The sequence below is a fragment of the Limibacter armeniacum genome, from assembly GCF_036880985.1.
In the GTDB taxonomy this organism is placed as follows: Bacteria; Bacteroidota; Bacteroidia; order Cytophagales; family Flammeovirgaceae; genus Limibacter; species Limibacter armeniacum.
The window spans coordinates 1,498,421-1,517,956 of the sequence record NZ_JBAJNO010000008.1; the positions used below are offsets into that span (position 1 = coordinate 1,498,421).

The window sequence follows — 19,536 nt, forward strand, 5'->3', positions numbered from 1 at the left end:
TTGTGGGAGAAGTACTTGTATTGAGAAAATGTGATAATAATAGAAATTGAAATATATTTGAAGAATGGACTAAACTGATTGAAAAGAAACTTTTATAACTAACTAATAATCAAAATGAGGAAGTATTTAATCCCCTTCGTATTGCTATTTATTTTTTCATGTAAAGAGACTAATCCTGAGAAAGAAACAGGCTGCCAAATTGTAGAAGAAACACATCAGTTTGATAAAGAAAATGGTTTTTTTGATAAGCAACTGTTTTATAATGAAATAGGAAAGTTGGATAGTGTTTATTCAACGATGGTATGGCCTATGTCAGATAGTAGGTACGGCTATGCTATTAAGATAAATTATGATGGCGAAATGCTATCTGAAATAAAGATAAAATATGAGAATTATAACTACATGTTAATCATGTATCCTATTTATGAAGTTGACCTTTTAAAGGAATTGGTTTTAAAGACAGATAAAGGAGAGCAAGTGTCATACTTCGAGTTTAGTTATGATGAAGGTGATCAAGTGATTGATTTAGTGTCAGATATGTTTTTGTATGACTTTCACTTTAAGTATGATGATAGAGGAAATATAATTGAACTTTCATCAGTTGATTCTGATCTTAATGAAGTTGTAGGGGTTATTACATATTCATACGATGAGCAGAATAATCCTTATAAGGAGCAATCTGTAGAAAACTTTATTTTACATTCAATAGTAAGTGAATATAGACGTGAGTTTCCTTATTATTTGAGTAAAAACAATGTAATCGTTTCAGAAAATCTCATGACTAATGAATATAATCAGGAGGAGCGTCAAATTACCTCATCCTATACTTATGATGAAAATGGCTATCCAACATCATGCGTGCAAACCTATGCAGATAGTACCCAGCTATTTGTGACGTATCAGATGAGTTGTAATTAATAGGGGGTGTCAACATTCCATTATTTAATCATGAACCCTGAAAGGGAAGTTTCGATTCCGTAACATCCAAAGATAGGTTTTTAGCTGTAAAGTGAACTACATATTAAAGATAGGTTTATTCGTGATTACGTATTGATTTCCTTTGTTTTATCGTGTTTTTAAGATGGTCTTTCGATGCTAAATTAGCCACGTCTAATTGAGAAAACTGCATCGCTAAAAGACCATTTTTTTATGAGAGTACTTGTTACTGGAGCGGCTGGGTTTATTGGGTTTTACCTTTGTAAAAAGCTGCTCGCACTGGGATTCAAAGTCTATGGTATTGACAATGTCAACAACTACTATGATCCACAGCTGAAATACGACAGGCTTGCTAGACTGGGTATTCAGCAGCAGGAGGCAAAGATGTTTGGCAAGCACTGTATCAGTAAGCACCTTGGTAGCAATATGCAATTTATGCGTATGAATCTGGAAGACAGGCAAGCCATTGCAGAGTTATTTGAGAAGGAAAAGTTTGACTATGTATGTCACTTAGGCGCTCAGGCAGGGGTGCGGTATAGCTTGGAAAACCCTCATACATATGTGGATAGCAATATTGTTGGCTTCCTAAATGTGTTGGAGGAGTGTAGGCATCATCAAGTTAAGCATTTTGTCTATGCAAGTAGTTCCAGTGTATATGGGATGAATGATGAAATGCCTTTCTCTACTGATCAAGGGGTAGATCATCCGGTTAGCCTCTATGCCGCAACTAAAAGGAGCAATGAATTAATGGCACATACTTATAGCCACCTTTATAATCTACCAACTACAGGACTTCGTTTCTTTACAGTTTATGGTCCTTGGGGTAGACCAGATATGGCGATTTTCCTATTTACAAAGGCTATTGTAGAAGGTAAATCCATTAAGGTGTTCAATAACGGTAATATGGAAAGGGATTTTACTTATGTGGATGATATTGTAGATGGCGTAATCAAAGCGATGCATAATATACCTGCAAAAGAAGTAAAGGAGGTAGGTAGCCCAGCTGCATCCTCAGCGCCATTTAGACTTTATAATATTGGGAATAACAAACCTGTCAAGCTAATGGATTTTGTGGATGCCATTGAAAAATCATTGGGTGTAAAAGCCATTAAAGAAATGCTTCCAATTCAAGCTGGGGATGTGGAAAAAACATGGGCGGATGTTACTGATTTGATGGAAGAGACAGGTTACCAACCTTCTACAGATATAATAAAAGGCGTTAAATCTTTTACAGACTGGTACCTTTCCTATTATAGTGTTAGGGAAGTAGCAACTTATGTTAGGTGACAATTTTTGAGAATAAAGAGCTAAAGCATGAGTTATCCCAAATCAATTTTCGGAGATGACTCATGCTTTTGTTTTACCTAATACTTTCACTTTTGACAAATACCCCTAAAAACGAACTTAGTGCCGTAATCAGGAAAAACATTAGACTGAAAAGCACTGCTGCGTTTTCTTCAATAGGAGTGTAGGTTGCAGCATAAACAAAGAGTAACTCTCTAGCCCCAACACCTCCAAATGTAAATGGTATCACTGCGACAACAGATGAAAGTAAAAACAGCGCAATATATAGTATATAGTGCGTGTCAATATGGAGTGCATTCAGAAGGCAGATAGCACATATAATTTGAGCTCCCTGCACTACAAATGACCAGATCAATGTTGGTTTGTTTTCTGTTTGAAAGGCTGGGAAGAGTAATTTTACCATCAGCAGGAAGGTAGGGATTCCTAAGACTGCTCCTAAAATGAAAAACCATTTAGCATATTGGAGTAATGGTTCTGTACTATTAAATACTGCCCAACTGCCAAAGGTTAGTCCTAAAACTAACAATACATCCAACCCGTTGAGCCTGTCCAATAGTATGCCTTGCAGGAGTTTCTTACGGCTTATACCAAATCGTTTGTAAAGGAAATAAACTTTGTAGCCATCACCACCTATACCTCCCGGCAGGAACAGGTTGTAAAACATCCCCAAGTAATAAAGGCTGATATTCTGCTTTGTGTTTAAGGTAATACCTGTTAGATCAAAATACCGCTTTAGCCTGAAAGCACTGCTGATCTTGGATATATTGAAAAGGAGTAGGGCTAGCAATAACCAGCCCCAGTTTGCATTTAATAAAAGCTTTTTGGTTTCAGTTAGGTCAAGTTTACTGAAAACCAACAATAACGCTCCAACTGTAAGTGCCAGTTTAGCTGGCAACGTCCACCATTTTCTGGTTTGTTGATTCTCCACCTCTGAAATGTTCTCGGACGAGATAGGTTTTCTTGTTTTGGGATTCAAAATAAATACGGATTAAAAGTTCTGCCATTACACCAAAAAACAGGAATTGGATACCTGCCAACAAAAGTGTGACACCAAGGATTAGCAATGGTCTACCCCAAATGTCTTGTCCCATCAGTTTTACAATCAGTAGGTACATGTTAATGCCTCCACCCACAGCAAAGCTAAGCAATCCAAGTAAACCAAAAAGGTGAATTGGTTTTTGCATGTACTTTTGGAGAAATACCATCAGGAACAGGTCACTGATTACTTTGGTGGTTCTGCCTAAGCCATATTTGGATGAACCATGAATACGGGCATGGTGTTTAACGTCCACTTCAGTGGTGCGTCCTCCCTGCATTTGAATCAGCACAGGAATATAGCGGTGTAACTCTCCATATAGTCCAAGATTTTTGGCAATATGTGAACGGAATACCCTTAAGGTGCAGCCATAATCTTTTAGGTATACTCCTGTCATTCTCCTGATCATGGCATTGGCCAGCTTGCTAGGTAACTTTCTTAAAAGCGCTCCATCCTGACGGTTAGCCCTTCTGCCCGCCACAACATCCCAATTTTCTTCTTTGAGCTTTTTAAGCATCATTGGAATATCAGATGGGTCGTTTTGAAGGTCACCATCCATTGTGACGATATATTTTCCTTTGGCGTAATCAATACCAGCCGCAAGGGCTGTGGTTTGTCCATAATTCTTGGTGAAAACGACTAGATTGACACGCTTGTCTGAAATTGATTTGACTCGCTCAACGGTCTGGTCTGAGGAGCCATCATCTACTAATATAATTTCATAGTCAAAATCGTTCAGCGATTCTTGTATCTGTTTAACCAATGGAATTACATTGTCTTCCTCATTCATTAAAGCTACAACTACTGAAAGTTCCATGTCTTTTATTAATTTGATTTACCCCTTATTAATGGGTGCTGGATAAAGGTTTGATGATATTGTGAAACAAGTTCTTGTAATAATTCAAGAATTGTTTTGATAAACTTAATCGGAGTTTTTTATATGGAAGGTATTTTACGGCTCGATTTAATGGAGTAGAAGAAAATTTGATCACGAGCTAAAACTTAGTTTATAATTTCGACACATTATGCGTATTCACAAGTCATACATCATTTTTTTACTGAGCGTGTTGGTGTTCTTCGCCAATAGCTGGGGATATTCAATTTTCATCTTGGATGAAGCCAAGAATGCCGAATGCGCCAGAGAGATGCTTGAGCAAGGAAACTGGTTTTTGCCAACCTTCAATTATGAGTTGAGAACCGATAAGCCACCTTTGCATTATTACTTTATGATGTTGTCATACAGTGTATTTGGGGCGACGGCATTTGCAGCTCGTTTCTTTTCGTCAGTTATGGGAATACTGACTGTACTTTCGACCTATTTCTTTACCAAAAAGTTTTTGGGTGATGGTGTGGCGTTTTTTGCTGCACTGGTGTTTTTAGCTTCTATTCAAATGTCGGTACAGTTTCACTTAGCAGTACCTGATCCATACCTGATATTTTTTACCAACCTTGGTATTTTTTCATTTCTGATGGGATTGGAAAAGCGAGAGACCAAGTACCTGTATTTGATGTATGTCAGTATATCCTTGGCGGTCTTGGCAAAAGGTCCAGTTGCAGTTGCCTTGCCTGGGCTTACATTCCTGCTGTATTTAGTACTAACTAGACAGTTGAAATGGGAAGTGATTAAATGGCTGAAAATACCGCAAGGCGTATTGCTGACTATCTTGATTGTGTTTCCTGTTTACCTGAAGCTTGGTCTGGATTCCGATTGGGAGTGGCTGAAGGGTTTCTTTCTGGAGCATAATGTTGGTCGATTCACTTCCACTATGGAAGGGCATGGCGGAAATGTATTATATATTCCAATTGTAATGTTGGCAGGGCTGTTACCATTTTCCCTGTTTTTTCCTCAGGCATTGCGAAAGGCTTGGGAGTTTAGAAATGAACCATTATTGATGCTTGCCATTATTGATGTTACAGTCTTTGCTGTTTTCTTTACCGTTTCAAGGACAAAACTTCCTACTTATCCCGAACCATGTTATCCATTTGCTGCAATTATATTAGGGTATTTTGTGCATCATTGGACTCAGCAGTCTTTTAAAAAGCAGTGGGTCTCTGTAGGTATTTTTGTTTTTTTAGGAATTGCGATGCCTTTGGGTGGATTTATTGGGTTGTCACTGGATCCTAACTTTGCATATATGAAATGGGACGCCTTGGTTTTTCTGCCAGTCACTTTCGGAAGTGCCTTTGCTTTGGTCTTGGTAAAGCGGGGTAAGTTAAAAAAAGCAGCCTATGCGATGGCTGCGGGTTTTATAGTATTGGGAATGGGGGCGCACTATATTGTATTTCCATCCATTGACCAAAATAACCCTGTAACGAAAAGCAAAGCACTTGCATTGGATGATACAGAACTGGCTTTTTATGGCTATCTGATTCCTGCCAATGTTTTTGCCGAACAACGGAAAATTCCAAAGCTTCACTCTATCAATGAGGTAAAGCAATTTCTTAAAAAGCCGAACAGTAGACTGATTTCTGAAAAACGGAGTATTGAGGAGTTGAAAAAGATTGATGGCTTGCAAATTTACTTTGAGCATAAGGATTTGTTCGAGAATAAAACAATGTACATAGTAGGTTTTTAGATGGATGTTAATCTACCAATGTAAAGGTCTTGTGAGCGCAAGACCTTTATTTTTTGTCTATGAGAAAGTGGAACTAAAGCAGGTAGAATTGCAGTTCTAAGTATTGAAAATAACCTGCCTTATTGGCTATCCTGCCGACATCATTTATCACTCATTTTTGCTTTCATGAAGACATACCTGCTGAGTATTTTACTTTCCTTATCTTTTTGCGGCGTTTTTGCACAGGAAGGTCATCACCCTGCTAAAGTTGGGCAACACCACAAAGAAGAAGCACACTACAAAAACAAGATTGCCATTACATTAGGATATACCTATGTGCCGGATGGCTTTGGCGTTGAGTTGCCCAATATTCAGTTCCAAAACGACATTTTTGTTCCAACACTGGGAATCGATTATTTCAGGCGGTTTGCAGACAGGTGGTCCGTTGGTGTAATTGCTGATATAGAATTGGACCAGTACTTTATCAAGTTACCTAGCTTAGTCAATGATCTGGCAAGGGAGAATGTAGTAGTGCTGTGCCTGATAGCCAGTTATGAAATGCTTCCCGGATGGGATATTTATGCTGGTCCGGGAGCTGAACTGGAGAGGAATGAAAGCTTTGCTGTCTTAAAAATCGGCTCTGAATATGAGTTTATCAGGGGAGAAAATTGGGGGATCGGTCCATTCTTTTCATATGATTTTAAGGGAAATGGAGACGATGAGTATAATGCCTTTGAGTTTGGGTTAAGTTTCAACCGGTTTTTCGGAGCGAAATTCCAAAGGAAAAATGCCAGATAACAGGCTGTTGCCTAAATTACCCTTAAAAAGAATTATGCCTATCTGCCAATACAGGTAGGCATTTGTTTGTATTGGAAAATTATACCTGAGGGACAGGAAGCTGCCTTTCTTTTCTATCAGTGTTTGGAAGTCGTTTAATGATAAGGTTTTTCAGCCCACTTTCTGAGTGCAACACTTTTGTTGAAAAGTGATAGCCAATCATGGCACTGAGCATACCCGTAATAACTCCTGCAAATACATCCATATAAAAATGTTGAAGCAAATACATTCGGGAACAGCCGACAAGTATTGCCAGTGTAAATAAGTTAATGGAAGCGCTCCTCGACTTCCATATTAAGGTAAGCAGCATCGCACAAGCAAATGCGGTAGCAGTATGCCCCGAAGGGAACGACATCTTGGAGTGAATATCGATGCCATCCACAAAATGTAAAGGCTCGCTGCCATTAAAAAAGGGCACAGGTCTGAGCATGTCATGTCCAAGTACCCTTTTCCCTAGGTTAACGATTAACGTGCAAATAACTGTAGTAAAAAGGCAGGCAATCAGGTATTGGTATCGCCAAATAAGTAGAATAGGAATAAGCAGCAGTATTATAAAGGCATCACCGAGATAGGTAATATGTTTGAAGAAATAATCCAACACGGGCGTATGCAGCTGGTTGAGGTATAAAACAATGGCACCTTTGGGCAATAGAATCAGCACAGGAGCAAGTAACAGTATTACTGCAAGGATATTTCTTAGCGTTTGTTTAATAGACATATCAGCCTCTGAAAAATTAAGGTTTTTGAATGATTTCTCAGTGGCAAATTAGTAGTGTCAGTTGAATACAAAGTTGTGGTAATGGGAAGGTTACATGACTGTGTTGGGAGCGAATGCAACATTTTCGTTAAGGGATTGCTAAGATGGGAAGTCTAATGTTTATCTAAATTCACAGAAGAAATATCAGCTTCATGTTTAGGTGATATTGGTTTTTTAACTGATTGTATATCAGTGTTGTGTTGTTCTGTGATGAGATAGTTGAGTTGGTTTTGTTTGAAATTTAACACAAATCGTAGAAATAGTTGATTATATTCGAATAATTGAATGCGGCATAACACATGCTTAATTTTGCAGCCGTTTTGATTAAAATACACATACTAATCAACACACAACACAGTGCAGTATTGAAGATGTCATTTCAGAATGGATACAATATTTCTGATCAATACTGTCAAACAAACAGACTTTGAAATGCACAAAATTGAAGAGTTGGTTGCTGGTTACAGTGACCTGATGTGGGGGATGCCACTACTTGTATTACTCCTTGGAGGAGGTCTTTTCTTTTTCATTTATTCATCTTTCTTACCGCTTAAGGCATTTAAACATGCGATTGACGTACTGCGAGGCGCATACGATGATCCGGAAGCTGAAGGTCAGATCAGCCACTTTGGTGCTTTGGCAAGCTCAATGGCAGCTACTGTAGGTATGGGAAATATCAGTGGGGTAGCACTGGCAATCATGGCTGGAGGACCGGGTGCCCTTTTCTGGATGTGGGTAAGTGCTTTGCTGGGAATGGGAACCAAATTCTTTACCTGTACACTCTCTGTGATGTACCGTAAGGTACACAAGGATGGTAAACTGGAAGGCGGACCTATGTATATCATCACACAAGGCTTAGGGGAAAAATGGAAACCATTGGCAGGGCTTTTTGCTGTAGCCGGCTTGATAGGAACATTGCCAATGTTTGAGTCCAATCAGGTGACGCAAGTAGTGAGAGAGATGGTACTGGAGCCTAATGGAATTGCTACAGAGAATCCGGTTGTTTTGAAACTGATACTCGGAATCGGGGTGGCAATTCTAGTCGGTGTTGTAATTTTTGGAGGTTTACAAAGAATTGTAACCGTAGCAGAGCGTATGGTGCCAGCCATGGTAGTGCTGTATATGCTATGTGTTGGATATATTATTTTGGTGGATTTCGATCAGGTACCGGCAAGTTTTGCCCTGATCTTTTCAGATGCTTTTTCGGGTAATGCCGTATTGGGTGGAGCTTTGGGGAGTATCATTGTGATAGGTGCCAAAAGAGCAGCTTTCTCCAATGAAGCGGGTATTGGTACAGCACCAATGATGCACGGTGATGCCAAAAACCATGAACCAGTTCAAGAAGGATTGGTAGCCATGTTGGGTCCTGCCATCGATACAATACTGGTATGTACACTTACAGCACTGGCAATCATCATTACAGGTGTTTGGAAAGGTTCAGATGCACAGGGTGTAACACTAACAGCTCAGGCATTTGAGAGTGCTATGCCGACAGTGGGTACTTATCTGTTGGTACTGTGTGTAGCTATCTTTTCATTTACGACACTGTTTACGTTTTCGCATTACGGAAGCAAGTGTTGGGGATTCCTTTTTGGAGAGGAAACCAAGCACTGGTACAACTATATTTACATTGCGACCATTATTTTGGGTTCTGTATTTACCGTAGATGTGGTGATTAACCTGATTGATGGTTGTTATGCAACAATGGCGGTACCAACCATGCTTTCTACATTGCTGTTGGCTCCAAGGGTAAGAAAAGCTACCAAGCACTACCTTAGCAGGCTAAAAAGTGGTGAAATCAAACGTTTTGACCAGCAGGAGAAGAAAAAAGAAGTGATGGCTTAAGCTTTCCCGATTTATAAATAAGCAATGCCCAAAGGATTTTGAGTTCTTTGGGCATTTTTGTTTCTTTTTTACTGGTTCAAGAATTAGCGAAGTGCTACTTTGAACTGAGAAGGTATCAAGCCACCTATTATGGGATATTCCTCAGGATTGAAAATAGTTAATGATGGAAGTTTTGGGAGTATATTACAATTTTCTTCATACTAGGAACATATGTCGATATACTTAGTATATTGCACTAGTTCTTTTTATTAATTCTTAGTCGTCGGTAGATGTATTCAATGAAGAGCGGAAATTCCTCGATGCAAGTATTGAATTATAGATTTCAGAAACAGTTGATTCTTTAAATGAAGGGTGTAATTTCTTTACTAAAAATGATGATAGAAATGTATCTTTTCCATTATGGTCTAATATATAGATTACATGACAATCATTTTCAAAAACAACATTCCATGCTCCGCCATAATGTTTTATATATACTTCACCAGTATATGCAATAATAGAAAGAATATATCTATAGTAATTTTCGTAAGATAAACTTTCATTATTGATTTCTAATATACAATCTAGTTGCTTTATACTCAGTTCTGAAAAGTCTAATATTGGTTTTTCTAGGGCTGATTTTAGTTTCGAAATAATGACTTCTTTTTTTATTAAAAAATTTTGACCAAAATGATTAACCCCAGAATCTAGGGTGAGACTTGGGTTGTTATTTAAATTATGATATGCTTTGATGCTGCTATGTAAAAAAAATATATCATCTTCTAACTCTAAAACTCCTCCAGAATTAAGTAGGTAATGACTATTTGATATTTCTTCATGCCTTTGGTGATTAAGCATTTTCATTCCTTCTTCATAAGATAATTCCCACAACCTGAATAGCTCACCATATTTATTAGGATAGATGAGATATGGAAATAAGATTTCTTTATATTCTTGAAGAAGATCAAACTCTGACTCATATATATGATAATATTGACCTTTTTCTTTATTTATCAATATTTCTCCATTTTTCATTAAAAAATTAGATGTTGAAACTAAGTGTGGAATGAAATATTTACATTGGATGTTAACGTCAAGGTTGAAATTCTCTTTTAGTATTACCTTCTTTCTCATTTTTTTGCGAAAATATTATTAGTCAATACAAACATTAATGTTAATACAGTAAATTTTATCATAATTAGCATATTACTGTTAATATCGGTGACCAACCACTCTCGTAAGCTTGTGTGTTAGCTTTCTAGAACCAATTAGTTACTAAAGCCTCTCCCCACAATACTTACAATATTCCGCATCATGGTCATGTCCTTCACGTCCGCAGTTTTGGCAAGACTGTGTACTGATTTCATGTTGTGCATTAGCCAGTTCCACGGAGACAATGCCTGTCGGAACGGCAATAATACCATACCCCAAGATCATAATAAGGGAGGCGATAAACTGTCCGAAGGCGGTTTGTGGAGCAATATCTCCATAACCCACTGTCGTTAGCGTGACGATAGACCAGTAGATACTTCTCGGGATACTGGTAAATCCGCTGTCACTTCCTTCAATGAGGTACATCAGCGTACCAAGGATAATGGATAGCGAGATTACGGTCAGCAGGAAAACGGTAATCTTAAAACGGCTTGCCTTCAGTGCCATAATCAGGATCTTACCTTCTCCCAGATACCTGCCCAGCTTGAATATCCTGAATACCCGGATCAGTCTAAGCGCCCTGATAACAGTCAAGGCATGTCCACCAGCCATGACAAGTCCGATATAGGTGGGGAGGATTGCGAGCAAGTCCACTATGCCGAAAAAGCTGTAGATATAATGGATAGGCCTTCTGACTGAATAGACTCGGGCAATGTATTCAATGGTAAATAAAATGGTAAAAACCCATTCCAATGTTTTGAGCAAGGAACCGTATTGTGCTGCAAAATCTGCTACGCTTTCCAACATAACGACCAGTATACTACATAAAATCAGTATCAAGAGCACTACATCAAACAGCTTTCCCCAAAAGGTATCCGCCTCAAATATGATCTCATGCATTTTCTCCCTGATGCTTTGCCTGCTTTTTTTGGGTGTTTGCTCCATAGTGGGTTTTGGGTTTCAATTTGCATTCAATTAATCCAATTTCTTCGAATCCTTCAAATCCTTCCTATATTAGGTACACATTTGAATACTAACAGACAAAACCATGAAAAAGCTAAGACACTATTGTTTACTGATAATTACGCTGTTAATGATGGCTAATACAACCCAATCTCAAGACCTGAAAGCCTTTGTGATCTTTGATAAGGAAGGCAAGGAAATATCCTATGGAGAAATGGTGAAGTCGCTGGAAGGTGCCGATGCTGTATTCTTTGGAGAGCTGCATAACAACCCGATTGCCCATTGGCTTGAACTGGAGGTAACCCATTCGCTTTTTGAGGCAAAAGGAAAAGACTTGCTACTTGGTGCGGAGATGTTTGAGCGTGATGCCCAGCAAGTGTTGGATGAATACCTTGCGGGTATTGCCAAAGAGGCTTACCTGATAAAGGATGGTAAGGCATGGGACAACTATGCGACTGACTATTCCCCTTTGGTTGAGTTTGCCAAGGCAAATGGACTAAAGTTTTATGCGACCAATGTTCCAAGGCGTTATGCCAGTCTGGTAGCCAAGCAAGGTTTGTCAGCATTGGAAGAGCTGGATAAGGAAGTGAGAAAAAATTACCTGCCTAAGTTGCCGATTGAGGTGGACTTCAGTCTGCCAAGCTACAAAAACATGATGGCAATGATGGGAGGACATGGACATGGTATGCAAGGCGCCGAAGATATGGCGAAGAACATGGTGGCTGCACAGGCAATCAAGGATGCAACGATGGGTGCTACGATTGCGGAAGCAATCAAGAGGGAGAAAGGGACTTTCCTGCATTACAATGGAAGTTATCACTCCAATTATAAGGAAGGAACCGTTTGGTACTTGCTTCAGAAGATGCCAAAACTGACAGTTGTGAATATCAATGTAGTTGAAGTGAATGATGTCAATACATTTGATACCCAAAATAAGGAGACGGCAGATTTTGTGATTCAGGTGACTGAGCGAATGACCAAAACATATTAAATTGTAGGAACAGAGACCTATTTGTATATCTGAAGCCTACGTGTTTCTCTAAAAATTGAAATAGCATGAATTTTCTGGAAGTAGAAGTAAAAACCGCCATGATCTTTCATGGGTTTGATGGTAATAATAAGGAGATCATAGAAGAAGTTGTAGAGGAGAATTTTATGAAAAAGCTGGTAGCTGTGGGACGTATCCAGTCCATCAGCGAACAATACTTGCTGGTGACCTCTTCACATGGTAGGGTGATGTATTGGGAGTATAAGGGGACAATGGAAGACCTGAAGCAACGACTGGCGTTGAAGGGCGTAAATATTATCTAGCAATTGGCATATATAGCTGATTAAATTGGTCCAACTGAAACATCTTCGGTTGGACTTTTTTGTTGACATCGTCTTGATTGCGTAGAAGGTAGAGTGGATTGAAAAGTGAGTCTGAAAATATTACCCTTTAATTATAAGTAATGTATAAAACAGGAGTGTTCAGTACTTGAATGATGATTTTTGTTATTGAAAATTAGCCGATAAATTCTTTTATAGGGTAAAGTATTTTTTGAATGCCATCCCAAAAGCGCTCTCAACTCCTCAGCTTTTCCTTCCTGTAGCATTCAAGTTTCTTCCTAAACTGTACTACCCGTGAAAGACGAAAGATCATTCAAGTTGCTTTTTGGCACTGTAGTCGAGATTACCGTTCGCCTTGCTTTCCTGTTTATACTGATAGGTTGGTGTTTCCGCTTGCTTAGCCCTTTTATGGGAGTTGTATTGTGGGGTATTATTCTGGCAATTGCTACCCGTCCTGTTTATGATGTGCTTTACAACTGGGTCGGTAACCGTACCAGTTGGGCAACTGCCTGCTATATCATTTTAGGATTGATTATAATTCTACTGCCCAGTTGGCTGTTTCTGGACTCCATGATCGGTGGAATACTGGAATTGAAAGAGCGTGTTAGTACCGGAACTTTGTCTGTGCCACCACCTCCTGACAAGGTAAAAGATTGGCCTGTAGTAGGTAGTCAGCTCTATGAAGCTTGGACGCAGGCTAACCTTGACCTGAATGAAACTTTAGATAAATATGAGTCACAGTTCAAAACGCTCTCGGAAACCATAGCATCCAAGGCTTTGAATACAGGTGTCAGTGTATTGCAGTTTGTCATTTCATTGATCATTTCGGGTGTACTGCTTACCTCAAAGGGCTCTGGAGATTTCAGCAAGAAGTTTTTCAGAAGACTGGTAGGGGAGGAAGGTGACGAATATGAGGAAGTAACAGTGCGTACAGTCAGAAACGTAACAAAAGGAGTCTTGGGAGTCGCCTTTATACAAGCCTTCCTTGTCGGGATAGGATTTGTGTTGGCAGGGGTCCCCTATGCAGGAGTCTGGACATTGATCGTGCTTATCTTTGCGATCTTGCAGCTTCCCGCTACACTGGTCATCATACCGGTGATTATTTACCTGTTTTCCCACATGTCTTCCCTTGGCGCCTCATTATGGTCTATTTACCTGATCGCAGCCGGAATCAGTGACAATGTACTGAAGCCAATCCTGTTGGGAAAAGGCGCTCCAGTACCTATGCTGGTCATCTTCCTTGGTGTGATAGGGGGCTTTATCCTGTCTGGATTTTTGGGATTGTTTACTGGAGCCATCGTGCTGTCGTTGGGTTACAAGCTTTTTATGACATGGGTGGATAACAACCCAATGGAGGAAGAAACCGAAAACCTGTCACGCTAAAGGAACCGATGATGGAAAAGGAAGAAAATACAACCAATCAACCCACTGGAAGCCCGATCAAGATGGTGACCTATATTGTGTTGGGAATCTCAGCACTTTTGTTGGTGTGGTATATTCTTTCAGACCGATATGTACCCTACACCGATCAGGCAAAGGTAAATGGATTGACAACCCCCATTGCTCCCCGTGTTTCAGGTTATATTACAGAGATCAATGTCAGGTTGCATGATTATGTTCATACAGGTGATACGCTTTTCAGGATAGACCCCCGCCCTTATTTGTTGGCAGTGGAACAGGCAGAAGCCAATCTGGACAATACAGGACAGTCGGTAGCAGCAAGGACAGCTTCGGTAAAGTCTTCGGCAGGTCGATTGGGTGTGGCAAGGGCTCAGCTAGACCGAGCCCAACGCAATTGGGACAGGGTACAGAAGGTGTTGAAAGAGAATCCCGGAGCATTGTCACAATCTGACAGGGATCAGGCAGAAACATCCCTGATGCAGGCAACGGAACAAGTGGCATCGGCTGAAGCAGACTTGGAACGCTCTCAGCAGTCATTGGGCGTGTCAGGTGAGCGTAATCCCAAATTTATTGGTGCACTTAAGGCATTGGAAAAGGCACAGCTTGATCTGGCGTTTACGCATGTAATTGCTACGGCTGATGGGTATGTCGAAAGCTTGAGTATAGATCAAGGCTATTATGCGAGTCCGGGGCAGCCATTGGCTACTTTGGTATCCAAAGAAAATCTTTGGATTCAGGCAGATATGAAAGAGAACAACCTTTCCAGAATGAAAGTGGGGGATCAGGTGGAGTTTATTTTGGATGTAAAACCGGGAAAGGTATTCTCGGCAACAGTAAGAAGCATTGGGCATGGTGTAACGACAGGCAATGCCACAAAAGGCGACTTACCAAGCATTTCTTCTAGCCAAGGCTGGTTAAGGGATCCACAACGTTTTCCAGTAATCATTTCCTTTGATGTACATGAATTGGAGACGGAGTTAAGGCTTGGCGGTCAGTCAGATGTTGTCGTCTTTACTGGTGACGGAGGAATACTGAATGCAACAGGTAAGCTTAGAATCCGAGTAATGAGTTGGCTTTCTTATTTAAGGTAAACCAGACTAAATGAGTTACGACAAGACATATTATTCCATTCTTCGGTATGCGGTAGGTACTACCATGATTGTAGGTGTAGCTTTGGCAATGGATTATACATTGGCGTATCTCACTCCTGTATTGGGTATTACATTGTTGGCGCCCGGTACACCAGCCCCAACATGGAAGGTGGGCTTTGCCTTTGTCATGATGCTAGCTGTAACCAGTGTGTTTGGTTTGCTTTTCAGCAGGTGGTTCCTTCCTTACCCGATGGTCTTTTTACCACTGATTGTACTGATTATGCTGAGTATATTTTATACACAGGCTGTACCAACGGTTTTCAAGCTCTTTTTGCTGATCTCAATTGTGATTATTCCATTGCTCTCACAGTTTTCCTACAAGTTGGGTGGTATTGTCACTTTTAGTTTGATTAAGAATGGTGCCCTGTCTATCATTTTTGTAGGGTTGGTGTACCTGATTTTTCCTGAACAGGAATCTGAATTGGGTACAGCGAAACAAAGCTCAGTAGAAGTTCCATCAGCAGAGCGATTTCAGAATGCACTGATTGCAGTAATCATGATCACACCTTTGCTGACACTATTTTTTATGTTCAAGTGGGCGGGTGCCATGATCATCCTGATCTTTGCAATTATACTGGCAATGAATCCTGCTACTACCAATTTTAAGGCAGGGGGAGCCGTTATTCTAGCCAATATTGCAGGAGGTATTGTAGCCATATTTGTGTATGAGCTTTTGACGGTTTTCCCAAGGTTTATCTTTATGCTGTTGACGACATTGTTGGTAGGGTTATTTTTCGGTAAAAAACTGCATGAAGGAAAACCAATCTCTTCCTTGTACGGTACGGCTTTTTCTACCTTCCTATTGATTTTAGGTTCTGTATCAACCTCTGAAGGGGAAGCGGGGTCAAAGGTATGGAGTAGGGTCTTTCAGATCAGTATTGCTGTAGTATATGTGGTGATTACCTCGAGCGTATTGAAATACTTTATTCAGCCGAAAAAAGTCTGAGCATATGAGAAGCGTATGGCATTCATTATCCTTTCATTGTTGTATGCTACTGCTTATTGTAGGAATGGTCAGCTCCTGCAAGCTCGGACCCAATTATATGAGAACCGCTGACAAGTTGCCTAACCATTACCGACAATCTTTTTCTTCTGAAAAATCCATTGCCAATCTACCTTGGTGGGAGTTGTTTCAGGATTCAGTCCTGACTGACCTTATTGAAAAATCATTGGAACAGAACCGAGACTTGGCAGTAGCTTTTGACCGGATCAGAACGGCTGAAGCCTCTATGGGAATTGTCCGTGCGGACCTTTACCCAAGAGTCAATTACGTGACCGATGCTTCTGCTACATTTACCACTGTGGATGGTGGAGATTCGGAGTCAGTCATTCCGGATATAAATATAGCCTATCAGGTGGATTTGTGGGGAAGGTACAGGCGGCTCAGTGAAGCAGCTTTTCAGGAGTATCTCGCTACAGAAGAGGCTTACAAAACATTGACTCTATCTCTTGTGGCACAAGTAGCCACTTCATACCTGACACTTCGGGACTTAGATAACCGTTTGCGTGTAGCAAGCCGTACAGCTGATACGTGGCAAAAGAACCTAGATATTGTACAGGCAAGGTTCAATGGAGGTTTTGTAAGTGAAGTGGACTTGAATCAGGCCCGAATCCAACTGACAGAAGCACTTACCGCCATTCAGCAGTTTAAGCGTTTGAGAGTTCAGACAGAAAATACCATCAGCTTGTTGTTAGGGGAGTATTCACAGGAAATTTCACGTGGACAGGAATTGAATGAGCAACAGTATCCAGATTCATTGCCCACAGGGTTACCTTCAGAATTATTAGACAGAAGACCTGATGTATTGGCAGCAGAAAAAAGATTACATGCCCAAACAGAACGAATTGGGGTGGCGGAAGCACTGAAATATCCGTCTTTTACTTTAAGTACTGATTTAGGTTGGCAACTGGTTGACCCGACTTATGGGTTTGCAGCTTTGGGGGCTCAGATTCTAGGACCAATTTTTAATAGTGGCGCAAACCAGAAAAGGGTAGTCGTGGAAAAAACCGTTACAGCGCAACTTTTTCATGGGTATGAGCAAACTTACCTGAATGCCTTAAGGGAGGTAGAAGATGCCATGATTGCAGTCGAAACCTACAGGGTGGAATATGACTTGAGAAGGGAGCAGGTTCAGGCAGCTGAACAAGCAGCTTCCTTATCTTGGGTACGTTATGAGGGAGGTTTGACGAGTTATTTGGAGGTGCTGGATTTACAGCGTTCTCTTTTTAATTCTCAGTTAAGGGCTTCGGAGAGCTTGCGGTTGCACCTTACCTCCATTGTTCAGCTTTATCAGGCACTGGGAGGTGGTTGGTCACTAGAGCAGGAAAATGAGTTGCAAAATCGATATGAAACGGATTGATCTATTTTTATTTGTTCTTGTTTTGCTCAGGGAAGTAAATGTACTGAACAGCTGAGATCACAATCGCTGTAGACCATCCAAACATAATCACACCTACTGCCGCTTCCAGTGCAGAAAGTAATTTCCATTCGTCATAAAGTGTGATATCCCCATATCCTAAGGTTGTGATGGTGACCACTGAAAAGTAGACTGCATTTTCAAACCCCTTAATAGCATCCAGATAGAGGTAGCAACATGCCCAAATGATCGCTTCAATGATACTGGCAGAGAGCATAGTCAATACCATGATAGACACCCATATTACCCTTGAAAACTTCCTTCCTTTAATGTTATCATTAGACCTGTTCTTGATAATCTGTATGATAAACCTTGTGGCTTCTGCATGGAAGTATATCGTGATAATTACGAGAATAATACCAATCAGAATTTGCTTCCACATTTGTCTGTTCAATTAATTGTTCCATCCACCTCCTAGAGCCCTGTACAGGTCTACTGTAGACTGCAAAAGCTGCTTTTGGGTGTCTGCTAAATCGAGTTCGGCTTGCAATACGCTAAACTGTGCTGTAATTACCTCAAGGTAAGTAGCGTATCCACTGCGGAAAAGTTCATTGGAAAGTGTTGCCGCCTGATTCAAGGCATCCACCTCCTGTATTTTGAGTGCTTTTACTTCTCCTTGCTTGCTGACACTGACCAATGCATTGGAAACCTCTTGAAACCCATTGACAACACTTTGTTGGTAACTGAAAAGGGCTTGTGCTCTACGGGCTTTGGTTGCATTAAAGTTACTGCGGATCGTATTGGCTTGAAATATAGGAGCCGTAAGGCCAGCACCAACAGTATAGGCAAACGATTCGGCAGAGAAAAAAGAAGAGGCATCGAAGGAGTTCAGGAAGCCAGAACCTGAAAGGGTCAAGGCAGGATAGAATGCTGCCTGAGCTGCACCTACATCAGCGTTGGCAGCCACCAAACCGTATTCTGCTTCTACGATGTCTGGTCTTCGAGCTAGCAGGTAGGAAGGAACCCCAGTTTGTATAGATTCCGGTAGCGGTTCTTCCATAATATTGTCAGCTCTTCTGATTGGCTGGGGAAACCTTCCTAGTACAAGGTTTAAAGCATTTTCTGTGATCACAATCTGTCGTTCTATAGCTGGTTTCAACGACATGGTGTTCAGTAATTGGGCTTCAAGTTGCTTAACTCCCACTTCATTGGCTCTTCCTCCATCTTTCAGTAATTTGGATACATCGTAGGCTTCACGCTGTAAGGCTATGTTTTTATTGACAATATCCAGTTGGGTATCAAGTGAAAGAAGCTCGTAGTACAAGTTGGCAATTTGGGCTACCAATGCTGTTTGTACTGCTCGTTGCCCCGCCTCAGTTTGCAAGAGCCTTGATTTTGCAGCCTCTTTCATCCTGCGTAATCTGCCCCAAATATCCAACTCCCAAGACATGTCTATTCCTAACTGGTAATCTTCTATAGGGATGTCAATTGAGCTGCTTCCTTCCGCATCGGCTACAGCATTGGCAGCGGCAAGGTTACGTCCAATTAAGCTGTTTTCACCGGGGTCTTGAGCAGCAGCAGATGCAAAGCCTGAAAATGAAGGGGCTAATGCACCTTGTGATTGTTTGAAGAATGCCATTGACTCTGCGACTCTTTGCGAAGCAGTCAATAAGTCAAAGTTATTGTTCAGTCCAGTGTCAATCAGGGCGATGAGATTGGGGTCGGAAAAGTAGTTGCGCCAATCGATATCTACAATACTGGCTGTGTCAGTAGAGGCACTGTCACTGTAAACCTGAGGAAGGTTTAGGTCAGGTCGACTGTAGTTTTTCCCCATCTTGCAGCCTTGTGAAAGTAACATTGAAGCAACGATGGCATTGTATATAAGTATGCGTAAAAGCTTTTTCATAGACTGTTGCGCTGGGTTAACTGTCAA

General features: G+C 40.7%; 18 protein-coding genes. 11 read left to right on the forward strand and 7 right to left on the reverse strand.

Annotation, left to right across the window (positions count from 1 at the left end):
- The first annotated feature begins 114 nt into the window (after positions 1 to 114).
- Together V6R21_RS12195 and V6R21_RS12200 are read left to right on the forward strand one after the other, a co-directional pair.
- The gene (locus tag V6R21_RS12195; RefSeq protein ID WP_334243892.1) at positions 115 to 918 is read left to right on the forward strand and encodes a hypothetical protein; all 804 of its coding nucleotides are present in this window, start codon (positions 115 to 117) and stop codon (positions 916 to 918) included.
- A gap of 231 nt (positions 919 to 1,149) precedes the next feature.
- Positions 1,150 to 2,223, forward strand: coding sequence for an NAD-dependent epimerase (locus V6R21_RS12200; protein ID WP_334243893.1), 1,074 nt, complete (start codon positions 1,150 to 1,152; stop codon positions 2,221 to 2,223).
- A gap of 73 nt (positions 2,224 to 2,296) precedes the next feature.
- Here V6R21_RS12200 and V6R21_RS12205 read toward each other — a convergent pair whose 3' ends face one another.
- Together V6R21_RS12205 and V6R21_RS12210 are read right to left on the reverse strand one after the other, a co-directional pair.
- Positions 2,297 to 3,169: a lysylphosphatidylglycerol synthase transmembrane domain-containing protein gene (locus tag V6R21_RS12205; protein ID WP_334243894.1), complete on the reverse strand. Its 873-nt coding sequence runs from the start codon at positions 3,167 to 3,169 to the stop codon at positions 2,297 to 2,299.
- Positions 3,126 to 4,094, reverse strand: coding sequence for a glycosyltransferase family 2 protein (locus V6R21_RS12210; protein WP_334243895.1), 969 nt, complete (start codon positions 4,092 to 4,094; stop codon positions 3,126 to 3,128). Before V6R21_RS12210 ends, V6R21_RS12205 begins: the two co-directional genes overlap by 44 nt.
- A 208-nt stretch (positions 4,095 to 4,302) precedes the next feature.
- Between V6R21_RS12210 and V6R21_RS12215 the strand changes: the two genes are divergently transcribed.
- Both V6R21_RS12215 and V6R21_RS12220 read left to right on the forward strand, forming a co-directional pair.
- On the forward strand, positions 4,303 to 5,853 hold the full coding sequence (locus V6R21_RS12215) for an ArnT family glycosyltransferase (RefSeq protein WP_334243896.1): 1,551 nt from the start codon (positions 4,303 to 4,305) through the stop codon (positions 5,851 to 5,853).
- Positions 5,854 to 6,018: 165 nt separating this feature from the next.
- The gene (locus V6R21_RS12220; RefSeq protein ID WP_334243897.1) at positions 6,019 to 6,630 is read left to right on the forward strand and encodes a hypothetical protein; all 612 of its coding nucleotides are present in this window, start codon (positions 6,019 to 6,021) and stop codon (positions 6,628 to 6,630) included.
- 79 nt (positions 6,631 to 6,709) lie between these two features.
- On the opposite strand, the gene V6R21_RS12225 is transcribed toward V6R21_RS12220, so the two are convergent.
- Positions 6,710 to 7,387, reverse strand: a complete 678-nt coding sequence (locus V6R21_RS12225) for a phosphatase PAP2 family protein (RefSeq protein WP_334243898.1) — start codon at positions 7,385 to 7,387, stop codon at positions 6,710 to 6,712.
- Between the two features lie 423 nt (positions 7,388 to 7,810).
- Here V6R21_RS12225 and V6R21_RS12230 point away from each other — a divergent pair, with 423 nt between their 5' ends.
- Positions 7,811 to 9,271 (forward strand): alanine/glycine:cation symporter family protein, encoded by a 1,461-nt coding sequence (locus V6R21_RS12230; RefSeq protein ID WP_334243899.1) that lies wholly within the window; start codon positions 7,811 to 7,813, stop codon positions 9,269 to 9,271.
- Between the two features lie 255 nt (positions 9,272 to 9,526).
- Here V6R21_RS12230 and V6R21_RS12235 read toward each other — a convergent pair whose 3' ends face one another.
- Together V6R21_RS12235 and V6R21_RS12240 are read right to left on the reverse strand one after the other, a co-directional pair.
- A complete protein-coding gene (locus V6R21_RS12235) occupies positions 9,527 to 10,384 on the reverse strand; it encodes a hypothetical protein (protein ID WP_334243900.1) in 858 nt (285 codons plus the stop codon).
- A gap of 141 nt (positions 10,385 to 10,525) precedes the next feature.
- The gene (locus tag V6R21_RS12240) at positions 10,526 to 11,347 is read right to left on the reverse strand and encodes an ion transporter (protein WP_334243901.1); all 822 of its coding nucleotides are present in this window, start codon (positions 11,345 to 11,347) and stop codon (positions 10,526 to 10,528) included.
- Positions 11,348 to 11,450: 103 nt separating this feature from the next.
- On the opposite strand from V6R21_RS12240, the gene V6R21_RS12245 reads away from it, so the two are divergent.
- From V6R21_RS12245 to V6R21_RS12270, 6 genes are all read left to right on the forward strand, one after another.
- Positions 11,451 to 12,356: a ChaN family lipoprotein gene (locus V6R21_RS12245; protein ID WP_334243902.1), complete on the forward strand. Its 906-nt coding sequence runs from the start codon at positions 11,451 to 11,453 to the stop codon at positions 12,354 to 12,356.
- A gap of 65 nt (positions 12,357 to 12,421) precedes the next feature.
- Positions 12,422 to 12,676, forward strand: coding sequence for a hypothetical protein (locus V6R21_RS12250; RefSeq protein ID WP_334243903.1), 255 nt, complete (start codon positions 12,422 to 12,424; stop codon positions 12,674 to 12,676).
- Positions 12,677 to 12,988: 312 nt separating this feature from the next.
- Positions 12,989 to 14,077 (forward strand): AI-2E family transporter, encoded by a 1,089-nt coding sequence (locus V6R21_RS12255; protein WP_334243904.1) that lies wholly within the window; start codon positions 12,989 to 12,991, stop codon positions 14,075 to 14,077.
- Between the two features lie 11 nt (positions 14,078 to 14,088).
- Entirely contained in the window at positions 14,089 to 15,186 is a 1,098-nt protein-coding gene (locus V6R21_RS12260; RefSeq protein WP_334243905.1) for an HlyD family secretion protein, read from the forward strand.
- Between the two features lie 10 nt (positions 15,187 to 15,196).
- On the forward strand, positions 15,197 to 16,192 hold the full coding sequence (locus V6R21_RS12265; protein WP_334243906.1) for a DUF2955 domain-containing protein: 996 nt from the start codon (positions 15,197 to 15,199) through the stop codon (positions 16,190 to 16,192).
- 43 nt (positions 16,193 to 16,235) lie between these two features.
- Positions 16,236 to 17,606 carry an efflux transporter outer membrane subunit gene (locus tag V6R21_RS12270; RefSeq protein ID WP_334243907.1) on the forward strand — a complete coding sequence of 457 codons (1,371 nt, stop codon included), beginning with the start codon at positions 16,236 to 16,238 and terminating at the stop codon, positions 17,604 to 17,606.
- A 7-nt stretch (positions 17,607 to 17,613) separates the two neighbouring features.
- Here the strand turns inward: V6R21_RS12270 and V6R21_RS12275 are convergent, their stop codons facing one another.
- On the reverse strand, positions 17,614 to 18,045 hold the full coding sequence (locus tag V6R21_RS12275) for a potassium channel family protein (RefSeq protein ID WP_334243908.1): 432 nt from the start codon (positions 18,043 to 18,045) through the stop codon (positions 17,614 to 17,616).
- A 12-nt stretch (positions 18,046 to 18,057) separates the two neighbouring features.
- A complete protein-coding gene (locus V6R21_RS12280; protein WP_334243909.1) occupies positions 18,058 to 19,509 on the reverse strand; it encodes an efflux transporter outer membrane subunit in 1,452 nt (483 codons plus the stop codon).
- Positions 19,510 to 19,536: the final 27 nt, after the last annotated feature.